The organism is Nitrosomonas sp. Nm51 (assembly GCF_900111165.1).
Classification (GTDB): Bacteria; Pseudomonadota; Gammaproteobacteria; order Burkholderiales; family Nitrosomonadaceae; genus Nitrosomonas.
Genome location: NZ_FOGH01000001.1, coordinates 186,288 through 205,743, shown reverse-complemented (window position 1 = coordinate 205,743; position 19,456 = coordinate 186,288). Strand labels below are relative to the sequence as shown.

The following is a 19,456-nucleotide window of genomic DNA, read 5'->3' as shown; positions in this document are numbered from 1 at the left end:
TGTGTTATGCAACCTAAAACTGATAGACCTTCATCCCGACAGTTAAAAAACCCGGCTCGAAAAGTTTTCGTAATAATATTGATCAATTTCGTCACGCGTGAAATGATGATTCTGCCCGCCACGCTGTGCAATTTTCAGCGCACCCAGGAGTGACCCGAGCCGCCCGGTTATCTGCCAGTCCATGTCATTGGCAATACCGTAAAGCAATCCGGCGCGATATGCGTCGCCACAGCCTGTGGGGTCAACAATTTCAACGGGCTTGACGCAAGGAATTCGAATTTGCCCGCCATCGGCATAGATAATTGAACCTTCGGCGCCGAGTGTCACGATCAGCGCTTTGACTCGTTCTGCCATTGCCTCTACTGTAAGCCCGGTACGCTCCTGCAACAGTTGACCTTCGTAGTCGTTGACTGCAATATAGTCGGCTTTATTGATAAAATCAGTGAGCTCGTCGCCATTATACATGGGCAGCCCCTGGCCCGGATCAAAGATAAACGGAATACCCGCCGCATGAAATTCCTGTGCATGCAATAACATGCCGTCGCGCCCGTCCGGTGCAATAATGCCGAGTTTGATTTGTGGCGCATCATTGACTGAATTCAAATGAGAGAAATTCATCGCGCCTGGATGAAATGCAGTAATCTGATTGTCGTCCAGATCGGTGGTAATAAATGCCTGCGCAGTAAAGGTATCCTTGACATGTAAAATACACGACTGATCAAGACTCAGTGCTTCAAAGCGTTCCATATAGGGTTGAATGTCGTCACCTACTGCGGCCATCATAACGGGCTCTGCGCCCAGCATTTTCAAATTATAGGCAATATTACCGGCGCACCCTCCGAATTCCCGGCGCATCTCCGGTACCAGAAAGGCGACATTCAAGACATGGACTTTTTCAGGCAGGATATGGTTCTTGAACCGATCGGGAAAAACCATAATATTGTCGTAGGCGACAGAACCGCAGATCAGTGTTCGCATAGCATTGAATTTATAGAGTAATTAGAAAGATATTCGATTGTGAGCATCAAAGAAAACCAGTTTAACGGCTGTCCGTCACTGTTGTGGCGGTTGTTGATGATACTTTTTTGCCTATTGAACAACAAAAGGAAAAGGAGATCATCAACAAACTGTTATTTTATTGCCAGCATTCGACGATAAATTAGAACGCAGAAAATTAAATTCAAAAAATACCGGCTTAAGCGTCCGGTCTCCAGCATAAATCGAGCTCGCGCGCCGCTTTAACATCGTCAAGCTTGCGAAGCGGCATGGTATGGGGCGCATTTTTAACCATATCCGGCTGTTCCTGAATTTCGGTGAGAATTTCTTTCATCGCGGTTACAAACGCATCCAGGGTCTGTTTGGACTCGGTTTCTGCCGGCTCGATCAACAGGCATTCAGGAACGAGAATCGGAAAATATGTTGTTGGCGCATGAAAACCTTTATCCAACAATCGCTTGGCAAGATTCATCGCTGTAAGGCCCGTTTTTTCCTTGGCGTCTTTTAAAGTAACGATAAACTCATGGCTGGCACGCCGTGTCGGATAGGCAATCTCAAAACCGGCTTTTTTTAGCTCGGCCATCAAATAATTGGCATTCAACGTGGCAAATTCGGCGACCCGATGCATACCGTCTCTGCCCAGCAGGCGCACATAAATATATGCACGCAGCAGTACACCGGCATTACCCATGTGCGCGGAAAGACGGCCGATGGATTGCGGCATTTCCTTTTCGGCAACCCAACGGTATGCCCCATTCTCAAATACCACAAAGGGGACCGGCAGAAATGGCAACAAACGTTTGGCCACACCAACCGGCGCTGAACCGGGTCCACCACCGCCATGCGGTGTGGAAAAAGTCTTATGCAGATTAATATGAATAACATCAAACCCCATATCACCGGGCTTGACTTTACCCAGCACTGCATTCAGATTTGCGCCGTCGTAATACAATAACCCCCCAGCCTCATGGACAACACGGCTCATTTCAGTAACATTTTCTTCAAAAACGCCCAAGGTGGAAGGATTGGTCAGCATCAACCCTGCAGTTTGCGGACCAACCGCCGCTTTTAGGGCATTGAGATCAACATTGCCCTCCTTGTCAGTAGCGATTTCCACAACTTTAAATCCGCACATAACAGCTGTTGCCGGATTGGTCCCATGCGCCGCATCGGGCACAATAATCTCTGTACGTTCATAATCACCGCGCGATTCATGATAGGCGCGGATCATCATGACACCGATTAATTCACCCTGGGCACCGGCCATTGGCGCCAGACTCATACCGGCCATGCCGGTTACGTCTTTCAGGATTTCCTGCAAATCATACATACAGGCAAGAAAGCCCTGACCCGTATCTTCCGGAGCAAGCGGGTGCCTGCCTAAAAATTGCGGCAGCATGGCCAGTGCATTGCACGCACGCGGATTATATTTCATGGTGCATGAGCCGAGCGGATAAAATTCAGTGTCAATCGAGAAATTTTTTTGTGACAATCGCGTGTAGTGACGGACTGTATCCATTTCGGATACTTCTGGCAGTAAAGGTTGTTTTTTGCGCCGAAACTGCTCGGGAATACCGTCTGCATCTGCAGTTGTTGTCGGCGCTTGCGAATAGTTTCGACGGCCGGGGCGTGCTTGTTCAAATATCAGCATCGTTAGATATCGCGTGTAAAGTTATTTCAATGCAGCCAGCGCAGCATCATAATTGGGTTCATCAGCAATTTCCGAAACGAGCTCGGCATGAACAACCGTATTCGATTCATCGAGAACGACAACAGCGCGCGCGGTAATACCCGCAAACGGTCCCTCTGCGATAGCCACACCATAGTCTGTCATGAAGTTTGCGCCGCGCATGGTCGATAGCGTAACCACTTTATCCAAATTCTCAGTATCGCAAAAACGACTCATGGCAAAAGGCAAATCAGCTGCGATTATAAGCACAACCGTATTATCCATATTGCTGGCTTGTTCGTTGAATTTTCGCGTAGAAAGCGCGCAGACAGGTGTATCCAGACTTGGAACTATGTTCAGCACCTTTTTCTTGCCAGCGAAATGATCCAGCGTGACATCTTCCAGATCCCGGTTAACCAGTGAAAAAGCCGGTGCTTTCTGGCCGACTTTTGGAAAAGCGCCTTCAACGCGAATTGGATTACCTAAGTGTGTGACCATAATCTTTCCCTCATTTTTAATGGTTTATGGATATGACTGTACTAGACGCCTAACCCAGGCGCGATGTGCGCCTGTCTATCTGATTATTGAAGCGCCTGTTCAAATTGCGTGACGTAATTCTGGATATCTCCGGCAGTTTTCGTCTCGGTTGCACAGACCAGCAGGGTATTGTCCATCTCAGGATAAAACGCCTGCAGATTCAAACCGGCCAGAATGCCTTTATCTTTCATCTCAGCCAGAACATCATCAACCGGCTTTGACAGTTTCAACGCAGCTTCATGGAAAAACGGACTACTGAATACGCTCTTGACACCGGAGATTTTTTCAAGTTTCTGAACCAGATTTACCGTGTTGACATGTGAATGCTGAGCGACACGGCGCAAACCGTCCGGTCCGAGCAAAGACATGTAAATGGTCGCTGCGGTAACCATTAGCCCCTGATTGGTGCAAATATTCGAGGTTGCCTTGGATCTGCGAATATGCTGCTCACGGGCCTGCAGCGTCAATACAAAACCCTGTTTGCCATCCAGATCGTTGGTGCGGCCGATGACTCTGCCGGGAAGCTGGCGAATCAGGCTGTTCTTGCATGCCATGAAACCAAAATAAGGACCGCCGCTGGACAGGGGTATGCCTAACGGCTGTCCTTCGCCAACAGCAATATCCGCACCGTCACTGCCCCATTCTCCTGGCGGCGTTAACAAGGCCAGAGATACCGGATTGACAACGCCGATAGCCAATGCCTTTTTACTATGCGCCCAGTCGGTAAGTTCGTCAACCTGCTCCAGCACACCAAAAAAATTCGGCTGAGGTATCACAAGCGCGGCAAACTCTTCGTTGTCAAATTTTTTCAGCGATTCCGGTAAAATACGCCCGGCTTCTGTGCAGAATGGTAACTCGACAATGTCAATTTTCTGGTTACCGACAATGGCGCGCACCACTTTCTTATAGACCGGATGCACTGTTTGCGGCATCAGAATGCGCCGGGACGATCTATGCGACCGTACAGCCATTAACACGGCTTCAGCCAGTGCGGTAGCGCCGTCATACAGACTGGCATTGGAAACATCCATGCCGGTCAACGAAGCCATCATCGTCTGGTACTCATACAATAACTGCAGGGTTCCCTGGCTGGCTTCAGCCTGATAAGGCGTATATGAGGAATAAAATTCACCACGGGTCGTAATTTGCCAGACAGCGGCAGGTATATGATGTTCATAGGCGCCCGCACCGATAAAATTCTGATAAAAACCGTCCTGATTGGCGCGTTCCATCATCAAGCGTGTGATTTCCATTTCGCTCAATCCGGGCGGAACATTGTTTAACCCGCCACTTTTCAGGTTATCCGGGATTTCATCAAAAAGCGTCTCAATTGAATCTGCGCCAATGCTTGTCAGCATTTCAGCAATATCTTCTTGTGTATGTGGAATAAACGGCATGGTGAATTATGAATCAATCTCTAAATAAAATATGAATGAAAGAGCAAGCAGTACTACAGGCCCCGGATTAATGCTCTTCGTTGTCCAGTAAAGCTTGATAGCCGGCTGCATCAAATAAACCCTCCAGTTCTGCCGGATTGCTGGGCTTCAATTTAAAAAGCCAGGAACCAAAGGCATCCTGATTGATATTTTCGGGATTGTCGGCCAGCGCTGAATTAACTTCAGTGACCTCGCCCGAAACCGGGGAATAAACATCCGCCGCCGCTTTAACGGATTCAGCCACAGCGCATTCCTGTTTTTGCGTGAATGTATCGCCGACTTGCGGCAGTTCGACAAAGACCATGTCTCCCAGCAACTCCTGCGCATGATCGGTGATGCCGACGCTGACATTCCCGTCCGCCTCAGTTTTCACCCATTCATGTGACTTGGTGTATTTCAGATCTGTTGGAATACTCATATATTTACTCCGGATTTGATATTGATTGATGACCCCAGATTTAAGTCAGAACTTTCCCGTTCCGTACAAATGGGTATTTTACCACTTTGGCACGCAATTTCTTATCTCTGACCAGCACGTGTACTTCCTCATCCGGAACTATTTCGATAGCAATACGGGCCAGGGCGATAGACTGATTAATGGTTGGCGAGAATCCACCGCTGGTAATTTCTCCTTCAAACTCCCTGCCGTCATGTTGCGCAACAACTTTTTGATGACTTCTGAGAACACCACGGTCCAGCAATAGCAATCCGACCAGATGCTGCGTGACTGTTGAATCGAGCAACGCCTGCTTGCCGATAAAATCCCGCTCGCTTTTTAAATCGACCGTCCATCCGAGTCCCGATTCCAATGGCGATGTCGTTTCATCCATATCCTGTCCATACAGATTCATCCCGGCTTCCAGACGCAGGGTATCACGCGCACCCAGTCCTGCAGGCGCCACGCCTTCACCATGCAGTGCTTTCCAGAATGCCGGTGACTCTTCGGCAGGTAACATAATCTCAAAACCGTCTTCTCCGGTATAGCCGGTTCGCGCGATAAAGAAATGATTCAATGTAACGGATTGAAACAGCTTCAATTCTTCCGTTGCAGCTTTTGCACCCGGAATCACTTGCCAGACCTTGGCGCGTGCATTGGGTCCCTGCACAGCGACCATGGCCAGGTCGCGCCGTGGTGAAATTTCCAGACCGGGGGCAGCAGCATCCCGCTGTTTAAATATCCAGTCTACATCTTTATCGGCCGTGCCGGCATTGACAACGATCCGGAACCAGGTTTCAGATAAGAAGTAAACAATAAGATCATCAATGACACCGCCCTCCGGTGTCAACATACAGGTGTACAGCGCTTTTCCGGGAATAGACAGCTTATCAACATTATTGGCGACCAGTTGCCGCAGGAAACCGCGCGCGTTTGCGCCTTTTATGTCAATGGGCAACATGTGCGAGACATCGAACATGCCTGCATCCTGACGGACTTTGTGATGCTCATCAAGCTGTGATCCATAATGCAGCGGCATATCCCAGCCGCCAAAGTCCACCATTTTGGCATTCATTTCGCGATGCGTCTGATTCAGGGGTGTTTTTCTCAGCACGGACTACTCTCCCGGTATTAAAAATAAGTCATCATACAGACATGATGCACTTAGAAATTCACCCCTCTGTCCTTTTACCTGAGAGATTTGCAGATCAATACCGCGTGCCCCTTCGGTGGTCAGTCTCAATACCTGACACTCTCCAGATTGCCTGTTTCAAGCGGTTCCCAGGGAGAAACTATGTCTGACCATGCCTGAGCGATTCCGGGGAGTTACGCCTTCGGCGGCGCTCGGATCATTCAATTGCCGAGCGCGCTCTCCTGCTTGAACATATGTTTTGGCTGAGCCCGCACTATACCTCAGCAGAGACTGGTTAGACAAGACTTGACAGCTTTTTCATGTTTTTCAGTTCTGTAGCAGATTATATGTTTTGAATTTAATTCATTGATTGATAGAATAAAAAAAATCACTCGCTCTCTGTTAAAGGCGTATATGGATATACTTGAGCCATAAATAGATTCAAATAGGTTCATTGAAAAGGCATTTTTAAAAATCAAACAATATAATAACAATCTTGTATGCTTCACCAATAATTGACAGGAATCACAAATCAAATGAAAACAGTTTTAATTACCGGAGCAAACCGGGGTATCGGTCTGGAGTTTGTACGCCAGTATGCGCATGACGGCTGGCGGGTTCATGCATGCGCGCGCAATCTGTCGACTTCAAACGCGTTGAACCGGTTGGCTGCACAGTATCCTGATGCAATTCAGCTCCATGCGCTCGACTTAGATAACCACCCGCAAATTGAACAACTGTCGCAAGCAATGTCGACAGAAAAAATCGATTTACTGATCAATAACGCGGGCGTCTATCCGGTTGCCCGCGGCGCCAGCTTTCATCAAATTGACTATGATGCATGGGCTTATGCGTTCCGAATCAATACCATGGCGCCTTTAAAGATGGCGGATGCATTTTATGCGCAAGTCGCAAAAAGCGAATTGAAAAAAATCGTGACGGTAACCAGTAAAATGGGGAGCGTTTCCGATAACCGCGGCGGCGGCAGTTATGTGTATCGTTCGAGTAAATCGGCTGTTAATATTGTCATGAAAAGCTTGGCGATCGATCTGGAACCCAAAGGTGTTATCGTTGGATTACTGCATCCCGGCTGGGTCAGGACGGACATGGGTGGCCCGAACGCATTAATTTCAACTGAAAAAAGTGTATCGGGAATGCGTCACGTTATCGAAGAATTGACGCATACAGATTCCGGAAAGTTTTTTTCCTATGATGGTCAAATCATTCCGTGGTGAGATTCTTGGCGGCTTAACTGGCCGCAGATAGCTTTCTAACAACCTGATAACAAATACTATCAGGCAATATTTTATCGATACCAAAGCAACCGGAGACACATGAGCACGGATACCTTTAACCTTGACAAGAACGAATTAATCAAACAATCCTTCGGGCAAATGGATACGCATTTGCAAGGCACGCAATACAGTCCGGCACAGAAACTGGCGTTAGCTTGCCGCATTCTGTTCGATAATGGTCATGACTCCGGCCTCGCCGGCCAGATTACTGCGCGCAGTGAAAAGCCGGGCACTTATCTGACACAACGTTTGGGGCTGGGTTTTGATGAAATCTGCGCCGGCAATCTGCTGCTTGTGAACGAAGATCTGGACGTACTGCAGGGCGACGGTATGGCCAACCCTGCAAATCGTTTTCATTCATGGTTATACCGTGCACGACCGGACGTGCAATGCATCATCCATACGCACGCTGTCCATACCGCCGCGCTGAGCATGCTTGAAATTCCGCTGGAAATCTCTCATATGGATAACTGTGTACTTTATGATGACGTGGCTTTTTTACCGAAATGGCCGGGCGTTCCCGTCGGCAATGAGGAAGGCGAATTGATTGCCAAAGCGATCGGTACAAAACGTGCCATTCTACTTGCGCATCATGGCTTGCTTGTTGCCTGCACCAGCATTGAAGAATCATGTCTGCTGGCAATAGCGTTCGAGCGTGCCGCAAAAATGCAATTACTCGCCAGTGCTGCCGGAACAATTAAGTCTATTGAACCGGCGCTGGGACGCGAAGCGCATGACTGGATACTTCGCGCACAACGCAGTGCTGTGGGTTTCGCCTATTACGCCAGGCGCACGCTCAAGAAAACAAGTCATAGAAATTGTCTTGAATAACGTCTGATCAGAATTGCTGCCACACGTCTGGTGAGATGCGGCAGAGTCTACAAAAATGGCAACGGTCCGCCGCGCACCGCCGCATGAAGAATGATGTCACCGGCTAATAGCCGCCCTCACCCGATTATGCAACAGGCCTCAAAATAACAAAATTACAAAGACTGGCGTATTGATGTAACAGACGCCAAAAATCGGTGGATAGCACTACAAAGCATTTTGCAATAGCAATAAAGCATCGAAAAACCGTTTATTTCCCGGTTTTGAAAACAGGAAATCAAGCTTACCTTATCAGCTTTGTAATCAATCGCGCACAGAAACTGATTTAACAGACTGTTAAAAAAACAGAAAATGTTTCTTGGCAGACAATGCAAGGTAAAAGAACAGATAAAAAGACTGTATTTATACATGAATGCGCACATTACGAACCTGCTTTTGACACTGCAATGCAACACAGATTTTTTAAATTTACTTTTTAACAGGAAAACACTCAACCTGTTAATATGGTTTTCACATAAAGCACGCTTTGAATGTTTATAATGGTAATTTATAAGCATTGTATTCATTTCATTTTGTTATGCATTTCCACAAGCGGACTCGACGCGAAAGAAACGCGTTGCTAAATATACACACAATCGACGCAGTATACTGAGTTAACCCTTTGCAGACCCTTTGCTGATTGAATCAGATTTCGACTATATTGATTGTCAACAGTCCAGCAATATAAATAGTGCGTAATACATGAACAATACCAATCCATCACATTCTCAGCTTCTTCAAGAAAATCAGCAGCTACGTGCAGAGCTTGCTATTGTCAAGCAATTATCTGAAATGCGCACAACCGAGCTACTTAGAAGTGAAGAGCGATTTTCTCTAGCGATGCGCGGCACCAGTGATGGACTGTGGGACTGGAATCTTGAAACGAATAACGTTTATTACTCACTTCGCTGGAAAAACATGTTGGGTTATGGCGAACATGAGCTTGAAGACAATTTAAATACCCTGACTAATCTGATTCATCCCGATGACAGGGGTATGCTATGGGAAAAGGTTCAGGACTACCTGACTGGCAGTGTCGGTTCATTTGAGGTTGAAATGCGCATGCTGCATAAAAATGGGCATGCGATTTTCGTTCTATCCCGTGCATTTCTAGTTACACGCGAGACAGACGGCAAACCTGTCCGTCTGGTAGGAACGCACATTGATATAACAGAACGGAAAAAAGCGGAAGCATTTGATAATAAAAATACCAAAATTCTTGAAATGATTGCAATCGGCCACCCGGCACCGGACATTTATGATGCAATTGCGTTAATGTACGAAGAACGTCACCCGGGAATGCGATGCTCAATGCTGGAATTGGATGACAATAAACTTTTGCATGGTGGCGCGCCAAGCCTGCCAAAGGAATACTGCGACGCAGTTAGCGGCCTGGAAAACGGGCCTAGTGTCGGTTCGTGCGGTACATCCACGTATACCGGAGAACGTGTGCTTGTAGAGAATATTGAAACGGACCCCAAATGGGAAAAAATCAAACATGTGGCGCTCCCTCATGGCATGCGTTGCTGTTGGTCGGAGCCTATAAAAAATTCCTCTGGAAAGGTGCTGGGAGCGTTTGGCATGTATTACAACCACCCCGCTCTCCCAGACAAAGATGAACTGAACGATCTCAAGTCTGCGGCCAGACTTGCCGGAATTGTCATGGAACGGGATCAGGCTCAGAAACGTATACGTACTTTAGCCTATACTGATGAACTGACCGGGCTTGCCAACCGCGCATCGTTCTACCAGCACGTCGAAGAATTCACCAAAGCAGCTAACCGGCACAACCGTCGTTTCGGATTGCTGTTCATCGATCTGGACGGCTTCAAAGGTATCAACGACAGTCTTGGACATAATACCGGTGACATACTGCTCAAGACGCTGGCGACACGCATGAAAAACACCTGTCGCGATGTCGATTTGGTTGCACGCTTGAGTGGCGATGAATTCTGCATTCTGGTTGAAGAAATTGAAGATGATTATGCTGCCAAAGTTGCACGGCGCTGCCTTGATGCGATATCTCAAACCATCGAGCTTGCCGCCAGAAAAATCACGCCTTCATGCAGCATTGGCATCGCGCACTATCCCGATGACGGGAAAAACTTGTCAACCTTATTAAAAGCGGCAGATACCTCGCTTTATACGGCAAAGGAAAATGGGAAAAACCAGTACGCTTTTTATAAACCAGAGCTTACTTACAAAGCCGAGTATCGTTTTCAGATTGAACAAAATCTAAGGGAAGCTATCGAAAAAAAGCAGCTATCACTCGCTTATCAGCCTCAAATCAATGTAAATTCCGGGGAAATTACTGGAATTGAGGCATTGGCACGTTGGCATCATCCGCAACTTGGACAGGTGCCGCCCGCTGATTTCATCGCTACGGCCGAAAAAATCGGCATGATTCAGCCACTGACTGAATGGATACTAAAAACAGCTTGCAGCCAATTAATTACCTGGAAGATAGCGGGTTATCGTACACTTCGTATGGCGGTAAATATTTCTTCAAGCCTGTTTCTCGATAAGGATTTTGTGTCACTGGTCAAACGAGTAATCGACGAAACAGGCATCATGCCGGATGAACTGGAACTAGAAGTGACCGAAAGCATTGCACAGACTGATTCACGGAATCTGTCAATTTTCCAGAAACTCAAGGATATGGGCGTGTTCCTGGCAATTGACGGCTTCGGAACCGGTCATTCGTCGTTTGCTTCACTTAGACACCTCAATGCAGACCGCCTTAAAATCGGCAAATACTTTGTCGACGACATGCTTGACGATAACAAAACACTAACCTTGGTCAGTTCCATGATTGAAATGGGACACAAACTTGGTTATGGAATTATTGCAGAGGGTATTGAAACAACAAACCAACTAAACATGCTAAAAAAACTGGGCTGCGAAACAGTACAGGGTTATCTGTTCAGCAAATCCGTCCATGCAGATACAATCTCAACGCTATTGAGCGGCAATTGCTGGCGCAGCCGGAAAGGCTCCAGATGAACGCTCAAGAAGCTGCACAACCTTCCTCTCATTAAAACATATGTTATGAAATCCGCGGAACCGGCCTGGTAACTATTCCAGTATCTCAATCCGTTCTCGAATTGTTCCTTGCTCTCCCAGCCGGATAATTCTCAGCGCTGTCGAAAGTGTGAATCCCGGATGCATAATAACATCGGAAAATGCGGCGAAGATGGCGTCTTTTTCTTGGATCATCGCTTGACGCTGCACACTGGACTGCGGTGAAAGTTGTTCGGCAAAAGACCAGGCCGCATCGCGCGCTTTCTCCATACTGAAATTAATAATGCCGGTTTCAACATTACCGAGAAAACGATTCATGATACCAAAAACCGGCCAGATTTCAGCAAGCTCTTTGCGCACACTGCCGACGAGTCCTGCAAGCACTTGATTGATCTTATCAAAATCGCCCCTTAGGCTCTGTAGTTCTTCGGGCGGTACGGTTTCTGTGGCAGCGATACCAAGATCGAGATTGATATGCGCGTTCATGCCCATCAGCAGATGCTGCAAAACGATGGGCCACCAGCGCTCTGTTGCATCAAATGCGCGCACCCAGGATTGAGTCGGCGCCTGTCCGGTGTGATATTGATAGCAGGCGTGAATGTACCGATTGGCGAAAATAACATCAAACCGCCCCATACGCTGACCGTCATCAAAAAAACCCGCTTCAATACCCTTTTTAACTTGTATCGTCACTTTGCGGTACAACGCAGCAAAATAGCCTGTGCGTGAATTATTCTGCCCGGACCATACCACAATCGCGGTCAGTTGATTGATTACCTCATCAATTGATTGCGCAGGCGTTGCAATTGAAGCGGGAAAATCCTGATCTGACATCATTTTTCTTCTCCTCCTGTTGTCAAGGACGCCATCTTGAGAAAATATTACCGGCCGGCAATTTTGCTTACAACATAACGAAATTTACCCGATTTTTCTGCGGGAATTTGTGTTACCTGTTCGATCAAAATATTTACCGCCTGCCCGAGTCTTGTTTTAAAAGCATGCTCGATACGCAGCAGCAGCGCCTTATCCAACGCTTCCCTGCACACGAGGAAGATATGTGTCTGATCCAGACTTTCCTGCACGATTTTAAACGCTTCAATCTGCGGCAGATCGCGCAGAATGTATATCAACGCAAGTCCGTGCATGACAGTACCATCCTGCGCCACGACGAAATCAGTACTACGGCCCTGCACCTCACGGATCAATGGCAACCCGCGTCCACAGGTGCAGGTCTGATCATGCAAAATGGCTATATCGCCGGTACGGTAACGGATAAACGGAAAATCATGCGTGGCCATATGCGTTACCACAATTTCCCCGGATTTGCCCGGCGGCAAGGCCTTACCCTGCGCATCAATAATTTCGACGATGATATCCTCCGCGCTGATATGCATACCGCCATCCGGGCATTCATGCGCGATAAAACCGGCGTCACGGCCGCCATAGCCATTGGCGACAGGACAATTAAATGTTTCACTGATCTGCTTGCGCTGGTCGTCATACAATCGTTCAGAAGTCACAAACGCGGCCTGTATGCCAAGATCATCCATACGCATGTCATGCATTTTTGCATGGCGCGCGATATGCGATAACGCAGAGGGATAACCAAACAGCATTTTGGGGCGCATCGCGCGTATCTCGGCTAAAAAGCCGTCAATTCTTTGTTCGGACATTTCAAATGCCGGCAACAGTTTGGTACGTAAAATCCAATCGCGCAGATTGCGCAGGCGATCCTGTGCGCCAAGTTCTATCGGCGAGCCCCAGATCACAATTTCGGGATCGCCGATATCCACGCCCCACCAGCGCGTCGCGCGCCACTTCGCCGCAATATCGTGACTGGTACGGTCTTTACCGATGTAAAACACCAGTGGTTCACCACTGGAACCGCCGGTATTATAGCGTGCCAGACTGCCGGCAATATCCGACTTCAGCGCATCGGTATTGTCTCTGATCACAGACTTGGTCAAAAACGGCAGGCGTGCAAGATCGGATATTGACTGCAAATCGGCGGGATTGAACGCAATCTCTGCGAACAAACGCCGGTAATAGACGACATGGCGCTGTACCTGTATTAAGAAATTCCGCAGTTTCTTCAGCTGCAATTCCTGCAAGCGTTCCCTGTCCCACCACTGCGCTACTTCAAGTTGCCTGCGCAAAGCAACACTTGTATGTTTTTTAAGCTTTTCATGCAATGGAAAGAAACAACCCGATACCCAGGCTGTATAAAGACTTTCTGATCCCGCCGGTATTTTCCTCATTGTCGCTCCATCAGTGCTGCCCGTGAACCAGCGCCTGTTGATAAACGGTAAACAGATGTCGTTTAACCGAATTCCAGGTATAACGCTCCAGTGACGCCAAACCGCATGACCTTAAACTGTCTGCCAGCTGCGGACTTCGTAAAAGCTTCAGCATGGCGTTAGCCATTGCGTCAGGGTCTTTTTTCGGTACCAGCAATGCTGTTTTGTTATGTTCGACAAGGTAAGGAATCCCGCCCGCGTCGGTACTGACGACTGGCACTCCGCTAGCCAGCGCTTCCAGTATCGAGATCGGCATATTATCAATGAGGCTTGCATTGATCATCATGTCCGCACTTTGATAAAGCGCCGCAATCGCATCGTTGTCAATACGCCCTGTGAACCGGATCGAATCTTGCAATCCCAGTTCGGTGACGAAATGTTCCAGCATCGTTTTCTCCGGCCCCGCGCCGGCAACAGTCAATCGCGCGCGCGGAACTGATTGCTTGACGATTTGAAAAGCGCGTATCGCAGTCGCGTTATCATAAATCGCTTCCAGATTGCGCGTAACCACAATATGCGGCGCATCTGTCCAATCCGTTCCATCCCCATCCGTCTGCGGCCTGACGCTGAACCGGCTCAAATCGATAATATTGGGCACGATCCCGGCAGCGTATCCGTATTGACCAAATACCGCTTCAAGAAAACCGGATGGCACGATGATAGCGTGCGTCCTGTCAAGACTAGGCTTGATCCAGCGCCATGATTTTTGAAAAAACAGCCGCGCTTCGCCGCCCCGGTAATTCACAATAACAGGTGTGTTCCTTAAGCGGGCAATCCAAATGGCTGGCGCGGCAAACAGGTGCCATGCCAGGCCGGAATTGGCCATAATATGAAACAGCTGCACCTGTCCGGCTGCGCGCCATAGCCGCAACAAATAAGGTATCAGCCTGAAAACCGCTCTCAATCCCCGGATTTTTCCCGCCCAGGCGGGCTGGTAAGGAGCATTCACCTGAATCACTTCAACCCGAACACCCTCCTGTTGCAACAAACCCGCCAACTGCCGGGTCTGGTTGGCCATGCCGCCGTAAGGCGGCGGCAGCGGCCCTACCAGTCCGATATGCAACACCGGTCCGTTCAAAGCCATCGTTTCCGGACCGCAAATATGACGCACAGCATCGGCTTTCTCATTCTCCCTCCAACCAAACACTTCGTTAAGTTAAATTTTATTATAAGCCATTCATCGACATCCGGCATCATCGCTGCGCCAATCACGGCCAGGCCGGTTTTGTTTCTTGCGGGTAAGCGGCCGGAAATACTGCCGGTTATCGTAATAACCCTCAGCCATATTATCCTTAGACCACCCAGGATAACCCAGTACCGGAATAGGTGACATATCCGCATTACAAGTCAACCGCCGCATAACGAAATCCGCCAACCAGCGATCTATCATTTTCAATTGTTCCGTCAGCGGTTGCCGCAAGAAATTTTCCTCTATTTGAAAAAAAACGCCTTTCCCGGTCATACCGGTGTAAGGATTCAACGCTTTTTCAAATAACGCATGCCCAAAAACAATAAAGCGCATTGATGACAGCACTGCATTTCTCTGCTGCCAAAAAACCGTTTTCCATTCATGCCGCCTCAATGATTCGATCAGCAAAGGCTGACTGCTTAATACAACGACGCCTGACTCATCAAAAAGCGTTGCCGCATCTCTTAATGAGCCGCGCCGATCTTTTTTCTCCGGCATCATTGCTGTTAAAGCGTGATAATGAATCCGGTTGAGCGCAGCTTTGGTATGCGGAAACGTCATCCATACCAGCGCATTAAATAAATCATGCCAGCTTTCCGGCCGTGTCGATACTTCACCAGTCAGATAAATTCTGGCTTCATAATATTGCTGCAAATCATCCCCGCTTGTTGTTCCTGGCGGCACAAAACGTACCGGCAAACCAGGACCAGCAGTAATATGAACACCTGCTTTCCGCTGCAGATTTTCAATGTCATGATACGCCGGCCATCTGTTGTATTGTCGAATAAAACGCGCAACAGGTTTGAGAGGGCTAAAAATAGGTGAAAAATCACAAAAATAAGGATTCCATCCGGTCATTCAAGCTATCCATCCAGTTCTTCAACCGTTTTTATTTGCGTTGCCAATATAATACCGATAACAGTAATCACCGCCGCAACAATCCCCACTGTATCGTAATGCATAATTCTTCCGTGTGCGGTCACATCCATTATGGAGCCGGCCAGCAATGAACCCAGACCTGCCGATAGTTGTTGCATGGACATGTGAAATGTCATAAAACTGCCGCGCAAATGCGGCCTGACTGCCGCTGTAATCAATGCCATCAATGGAATAACCCGTCCTGTAACCAGTATCATGAATAATGTCGACGCTGCCAGCGCCACAAACAATGACGCTTCTGATATATGCGTAACCCATAAAACCGGCGCCAGCGATAGCATGGCCAGGATGCCGAACATAACCCGCTTGCCAAAACGGTCAGTAAACCGGCCAAACAGATTGGCTGTAAAAAAGCTGAACAAACCGCCAAAAAAATAGAGATAGGGCAGCTCATTTACATGCATGCCAACATTGGTCACCATGTACGTACTGATAAAGGGGATTACCAGGTAACCCGAAAACATCAGCATACCGATCAATAAAAAAGCGACCATATGATTCCGAACCAGAAAAATTTTTTTTAACTGATTGATGGGATTGAGCTGATGAACCTGAATATGCGCTTTAACCGGGGGCAACAACCGACGGGCGGCGAATATGATGAGCAAACTTAAAGCGGCCAGCACAACGAAGGGTGCGCGCCAGTTCAACCAGCTGGCGAGAAACAGGCCAGCGGGCATGCCGGCAACTGCGGCAAACGAAAAAGACGACATTACAGTACCGGTCGCCTTGCCGCGCCGGGTTTGCGGAATCAGATCGGCGATAATGGAAAAAACTGTCGCGCTTATCAAACCGCCAAACATGCCGGCAATCGCACGGCTGCATAACAGCATTTGATAATTGATCGACAAAGCGCATAGCAGCATTGCCAGCGTGAAACCCGCACATAAACCGATCAGCGTATGCTTGCGGTCAAAGCGATCAACGAAAAATGCCGCCATGAAACCGCATGCCGCTGCACTGAGCGTATACACCGTTACCAGCAAACCGAATTGCTGCGGCGTTATGTCATACAGTCTGAAAAACACCGGTCCCAGCGGCATTATCATCATGAAATCGAGAATATGCACAAACTGCACCGCAGCAAGCACAAGTAACACAGGCCATTCATGAATTGTTTCGGTATCAGGTACTGCGCCGCAATCGATTATTTCAGAGCCGGCCCCAGTTCCGGGTACGGTTGCAGCCGCATCTGGGAATAAGGATGTTTTACCGGATTCAGGCATTGCGTATCATGATTTTCGTCAGCAGTTAAATCAGAAATTGATCCGCATATCTGGCGCAATGTTTAACACGCTGTTGAAAATAGTTTTCGAGACAGTCGGCACATGGTAAAAACAGGCAAAAAAGCAAATTTATGCCTGATAAAATACGCGCTTTGCGCCTGTTTTTAATCTCACAGTGGCAACGCAGCCGTTTTTCAACAGCTTGCCAGTACTCTATATATGATATGCCGGGTACAGGGCCCTGTTTAGTGCACATGGCAAGGCGCGTCTTGCAGGCAATAGTCGTTTCATTGCCAAACGAGAATAAATAATAATCAGATAATTGTCAGAAGAACTAAAATTGCAAATGTTATTATTCCCCAGATTAGCCAGATTTTGCCTGCTTTTTTAGCATCGGGGTGTGACTTTCTTAAATACGTGTACCCCATGGCCATACCAATCGGAGGAATAGGAATCGAGAGCAAAATAATAGCAATATACATCCCCATTGGAACAACCGGCTTTTCATTTGCTTTATCCGACTGAAAATCGAGGTTGGTGACGCGCTGTTTCGAACGGTTTTCCGTCAGGCTGTTTTCTGATGAACCTGTTAATTCCTCTGCTGAAGCACGCTCCCGGGGATGATTCGTCACTTCATCGGCATTCGAAGCTGCCGCACTGTTATCAGATCGAGCGGCATGTCCGGGGTCAGTTTTCAATGTTGCGGCGCATTGCGTACAGTATTCGGCCTGTTCAGTATTTTCTGTTCCACAATTAGGGCAAAGCATATCAATATCCTCAAAAAATTGTTATTTCTTGTTTCATGAAGCACTGCTCTCAAAAATACATCGCGACGTACTTTAACCTATTTAGGTGATGCCATAAAGACGCCTTTTTACATTTTCATTTCCGCATACCGCTCGCAATGCAGGCAGCCTGCCTCTGCACGCAACACTAAGGAGTCGTTCATAAATAACTGTAACACTTATTTATTCGCGGCTCCTAGCGCGGCAACACCGTAAAAGAGACGGATTGCTGATACGTCTCATCGAAAACCTGATCACGATTATCGTCTACCGCGAAGGTAACCGTGTAAGTGCCCGCGGGCAAACCGGCAGCCGTTCTGTCTAGAATATTGAGACCGGCTAGCGCAGCCATCGGACCGCCATGCGCCCGGACCGGCGTATCAGAACGAGTAAACTGTAACCGGCTGTCCAGCCAGAAATCACCTGCTGGCGTCTTTGCGCGCACCCAGTAATCTGTCTGGTTTCCGCTTTTCATTCCCGGATCAAGCCCTACCGTCAGCACCAGGCGATCGTCAGACTGCAACACAATGGGCGCATCCTGATCGTTAACCAAAATGGACACCACAGGCTGTTCCGGTACAGGCTGGGCTAAAGCAGGATTAAAAAACCATGCAAAACCGGTATTAAACGAAATGCGTCCTTCCTGAATCGCAACATGTTTACCGTCCAGAAAGAATCCTGTAATCCTGCATGCAGCAAATGCGGCTCTGTCATCAAAACTCAAAACAATGTCGGCATTATCAGTTTTGCCGACGTACTGCAGGGTTAGCGTGTAATCGTCTGACGTTCCCTGCAATCTATCCAGCCCGCTCATTGCCAGACGCAACGTTGCCACATCGTCGGCAGCGAGAGTGCGCCGGGCCTCTCCCGATGTAATGCCCTGTTGCATCACAGTCTCGGTATTTTCAAACCCGAGCAGAAGCGAAACAAGACGATCGCCGTTTGCGGCAAAATGATGGCCCGGTGGCAAATCATCCAGCGCCCGGCTGTAAGTCGTCTGATCAATAATCTCGGGCAGCAAGAACGGATTGTTGTTTTCTTTGTTGAACCAGTGCAGATTGATATCATCGCCGCGCATATCATCGCCGGAACCGATAATGCCATCTGCACCGCGTCCCAAGTCAAATATATTATTCGCGCCTCTGACAGCATTGGTATAATTTTTATTCTCACCGTCCAGCCCCGATTCGGTGGCCAGATTAGGATGCGCCAGACCGATACAGTGTCCGAGCTCATGCAATGCGACCGATTCAAAGTCAAACATCCGGCGCGGCACAATATTGTCATCTATCTGAATATTGTTGATTGTCGGGACAAGTTGATTCCAGGTGTTGATTGCGTTCTTTACCGGTATTTCCATTTCACCGGCATGTGGCGACAATGGCGTAATTCCGACCGTCACGACCAATTCACCGCCTGCGCCGGTATATCCCGCTGGATGCGTGATAACATCAGCTTCATCGTCATCGCTGATAAACTCGAATACGCCGGTCTCTCCTGCCGGAATCCATAACAACAAGCCCGGGATTAATACGGCCAGCAGCACGTATTTCTTTAGATAATTGCCTTGCCTGTTTTCCTGTAAAACCTGCGTCATGAAACTGTAGCCTTATGAAAATGCCTTTTGCTGC

General features: G+C 48.1%; 16 protein-coding genes, 1 pseudogene and 2 riboswitches. Of the genes and pseudogenes, 3 read left to right on the top strand and 14 right to left on the bottom strand.

Annotated elements, in window-relative coordinates:
- Positions 1 to 42 precede the first annotated feature (42 nt).
- From BMY60_RS00960 to gcvT, 6 genes are all read right to left on the bottom strand, one after another.
- Positions 43 to 978: a carbohydrate kinase family protein gene (locus BMY60_RS00960; RefSeq protein WP_090330481.1), complete on the bottom strand. Its 936-nt coding sequence runs from the start codon at positions 976 to 978 to the stop codon at positions 43 to 45.
- Between the two features lie 217 nt (positions 979 to 1,195).
- On the bottom strand, positions 1,196 to 2,647 hold the full coding sequence (gcvPB, locus tag BMY60_RS00955; protein ID WP_090330480.1) for an aminomethyl-transferring glycine dehydrogenase subunit GcvPB: 1,452 nt from the start codon (positions 2,645 to 2,647) through the stop codon (positions 1,196 to 1,198).
- A gap of 21 nt (positions 2,648 to 2,668) precedes the next feature.
- A complete protein-coding gene (gene tpx, locus BMY60_RS00950) occupies positions 2,669 to 3,163 on the bottom strand; it encodes a thiol peroxidase (protein ID WP_177166526.1) in 495 nt (164 codons plus the stop codon).
- Between the two features lie 83 nt (positions 3,164 to 3,246).
- The gene (gene gcvPA, locus BMY60_RS00945; protein ID WP_090330477.1) at positions 3,247 to 4,599 is read right to left on the bottom strand and encodes an aminomethyl-transferring glycine dehydrogenase subunit GcvPA; all 1,353 of its coding nucleotides are present in this window, start codon (positions 4,597 to 4,599) and stop codon (positions 3,247 to 3,249) included.
- 67 nt (positions 4,600 to 4,666) lie between these two features.
- Positions 4,667 to 5,056: a glycine cleavage system protein GcvH gene (gcvH, locus tag BMY60_RS00940; protein WP_090330475.1), complete on the bottom strand. Its 390-nt coding sequence runs from the start codon at positions 5,054 to 5,056 to the stop codon at positions 4,667 to 4,669.
- A 40-nt stretch (positions 5,057 to 5,096) separates the two neighbouring features.
- Positions 5,097 to 6,188: a glycine cleavage system aminomethyltransferase GcvT gene (gene gcvT, locus BMY60_RS00935; RefSeq protein ID WP_090330474.1), complete on the bottom strand. Its 1,092-nt coding sequence runs from the start codon at positions 6,186 to 6,188 to the stop codon at positions 5,097 to 5,099.
- A gap of 56 nt (positions 6,189 to 6,244) precedes the next feature.
- Positions 6,245 to 6,344: riboswitch (glycine riboswitch) on the bottom strand.
- 22 nt (positions 6,345 to 6,366) lie between these two features.
- Positions 6,367 to 6,461: riboswitch (glycine riboswitch) on the bottom strand.
- Positions 6,462 to 6,742: 281 nt separating this feature from the next.
- Here gcvT and BMY60_RS00930 point away from each other — a divergent pair.
- The 3 genes from BMY60_RS00930 to BMY60_RS00915 all read left to right on the top strand — a co-directional run bounded on the left by BMY60_RS00930 (position 6,743) and on the right by BMY60_RS00915 (position 11,371).
- Entirely contained in the window at positions 6,743 to 7,441 is a 699-nt protein-coding gene (locus BMY60_RS00930; protein WP_090330472.1) for an SDR family oxidoreductase, read from the top strand.
- A 99-nt stretch (positions 7,442 to 7,540) separates the two neighbouring features.
- Positions 7,541 to 8,332 carry an aldolase gene (locus BMY60_RS00925; protein WP_090330471.1) on the top strand — a complete coding sequence of 264 codons (792 nt, stop codon included), beginning with the start codon at positions 7,541 to 7,543 and terminating at the stop codon, positions 8,330 to 8,332.
- A gap of 738 nt (positions 8,333 to 9,070) precedes the next feature.
- Positions 9,071 to 11,371, top strand: a complete 2,301-nt coding sequence (locus BMY60_RS00915; protein ID WP_090330468.1) for a bifunctional diguanylate cyclase/phosphodiesterase — start codon at positions 9,071 to 9,073, stop codon at positions 11,369 to 11,371.
- A gap of 72 nt (positions 11,372 to 11,443) precedes the next feature.
- Here the strand turns inward: BMY60_RS00915 and BMY60_RS00910 are convergent, their stop codons facing one another.
- From BMY60_RS00910 to BMY60_RS00875, 8 genes and pseudogenes are all read right to left on the bottom strand, one after another.
- On the bottom strand, positions 11,444 to 12,226 hold the full coding sequence (locus BMY60_RS00910) for a DUF5995 family protein (protein ID WP_256250605.1): 783 nt from the start codon (positions 12,224 to 12,226) through the stop codon (positions 11,444 to 11,446).
- A gap of 44 nt (positions 12,227 to 12,270) precedes the next feature.
- The gene (locus BMY60_RS00905) at positions 12,271 to 13,647 is read right to left on the bottom strand and encodes a phenylacetate--CoA ligase family protein (protein ID WP_090330466.1); all 1,377 of its coding nucleotides are present in this window, start codon (positions 13,645 to 13,647) and stop codon (positions 12,271 to 12,273) included.
- 10 nt (positions 13,648 to 13,657) lie between these two features.
- Positions 13,658 to 14,797: a glycosyltransferase family 4 protein gene (locus BMY60_RS00900; protein WP_256250604.1), complete on the bottom strand. Its 1,140-nt coding sequence runs from the start codon at positions 14,795 to 14,797 to the stop codon at positions 13,658 to 13,660.
- Between the two features lie 66 nt (positions 14,798 to 14,863).
- Entirely contained in the window at positions 14,864 to 15,733 is an 870-nt protein-coding gene (locus BMY60_RS00895; RefSeq protein ID WP_090330463.1) for a DUF3025 domain-containing protein, read from the bottom strand.
- Between the two features lie 5 nt (positions 15,734 to 15,738).
- Positions 15,739 to 17,040, bottom strand: coding sequence for an MFS transporter (locus BMY60_RS00890; RefSeq protein WP_090330461.1), 1,302 nt, complete (start codon positions 17,038 to 17,040; stop codon positions 15,739 to 15,741).
- A 314-nt stretch (positions 17,041 to 17,354) separates the two neighbouring features.
- Positions 17,355 to 17,738 (bottom strand): pilin, encoded by a 384-nt coding sequence (locus tag BMY60_RS00880; RefSeq protein ID WP_143057316.1) that lies wholly within the window; start codon positions 17,736 to 17,738, stop codon positions 17,355 to 17,357.
- Between the two features lie 3 nt (positions 17,739 to 17,741).
- Positions 17,742 to 17,807 (bottom strand): annotated as a pseudogene (locus BMY60_RS16525) (zinc-ribbon domain-containing protein); the annotation flags it as partial.
- Between the two features lie 214 nt (positions 17,808 to 18,021).
- Positions 18,022 to 19,422: a zinc metalloprotease gene (locus BMY60_RS00875; RefSeq protein WP_090330456.1), complete on the bottom strand. Its 1,401-nt coding sequence runs from the start codon at positions 19,420 to 19,422 to the stop codon at positions 18,022 to 18,024.
- Positions 19,423 to 19,456 lie beyond the last annotated feature (34 nt).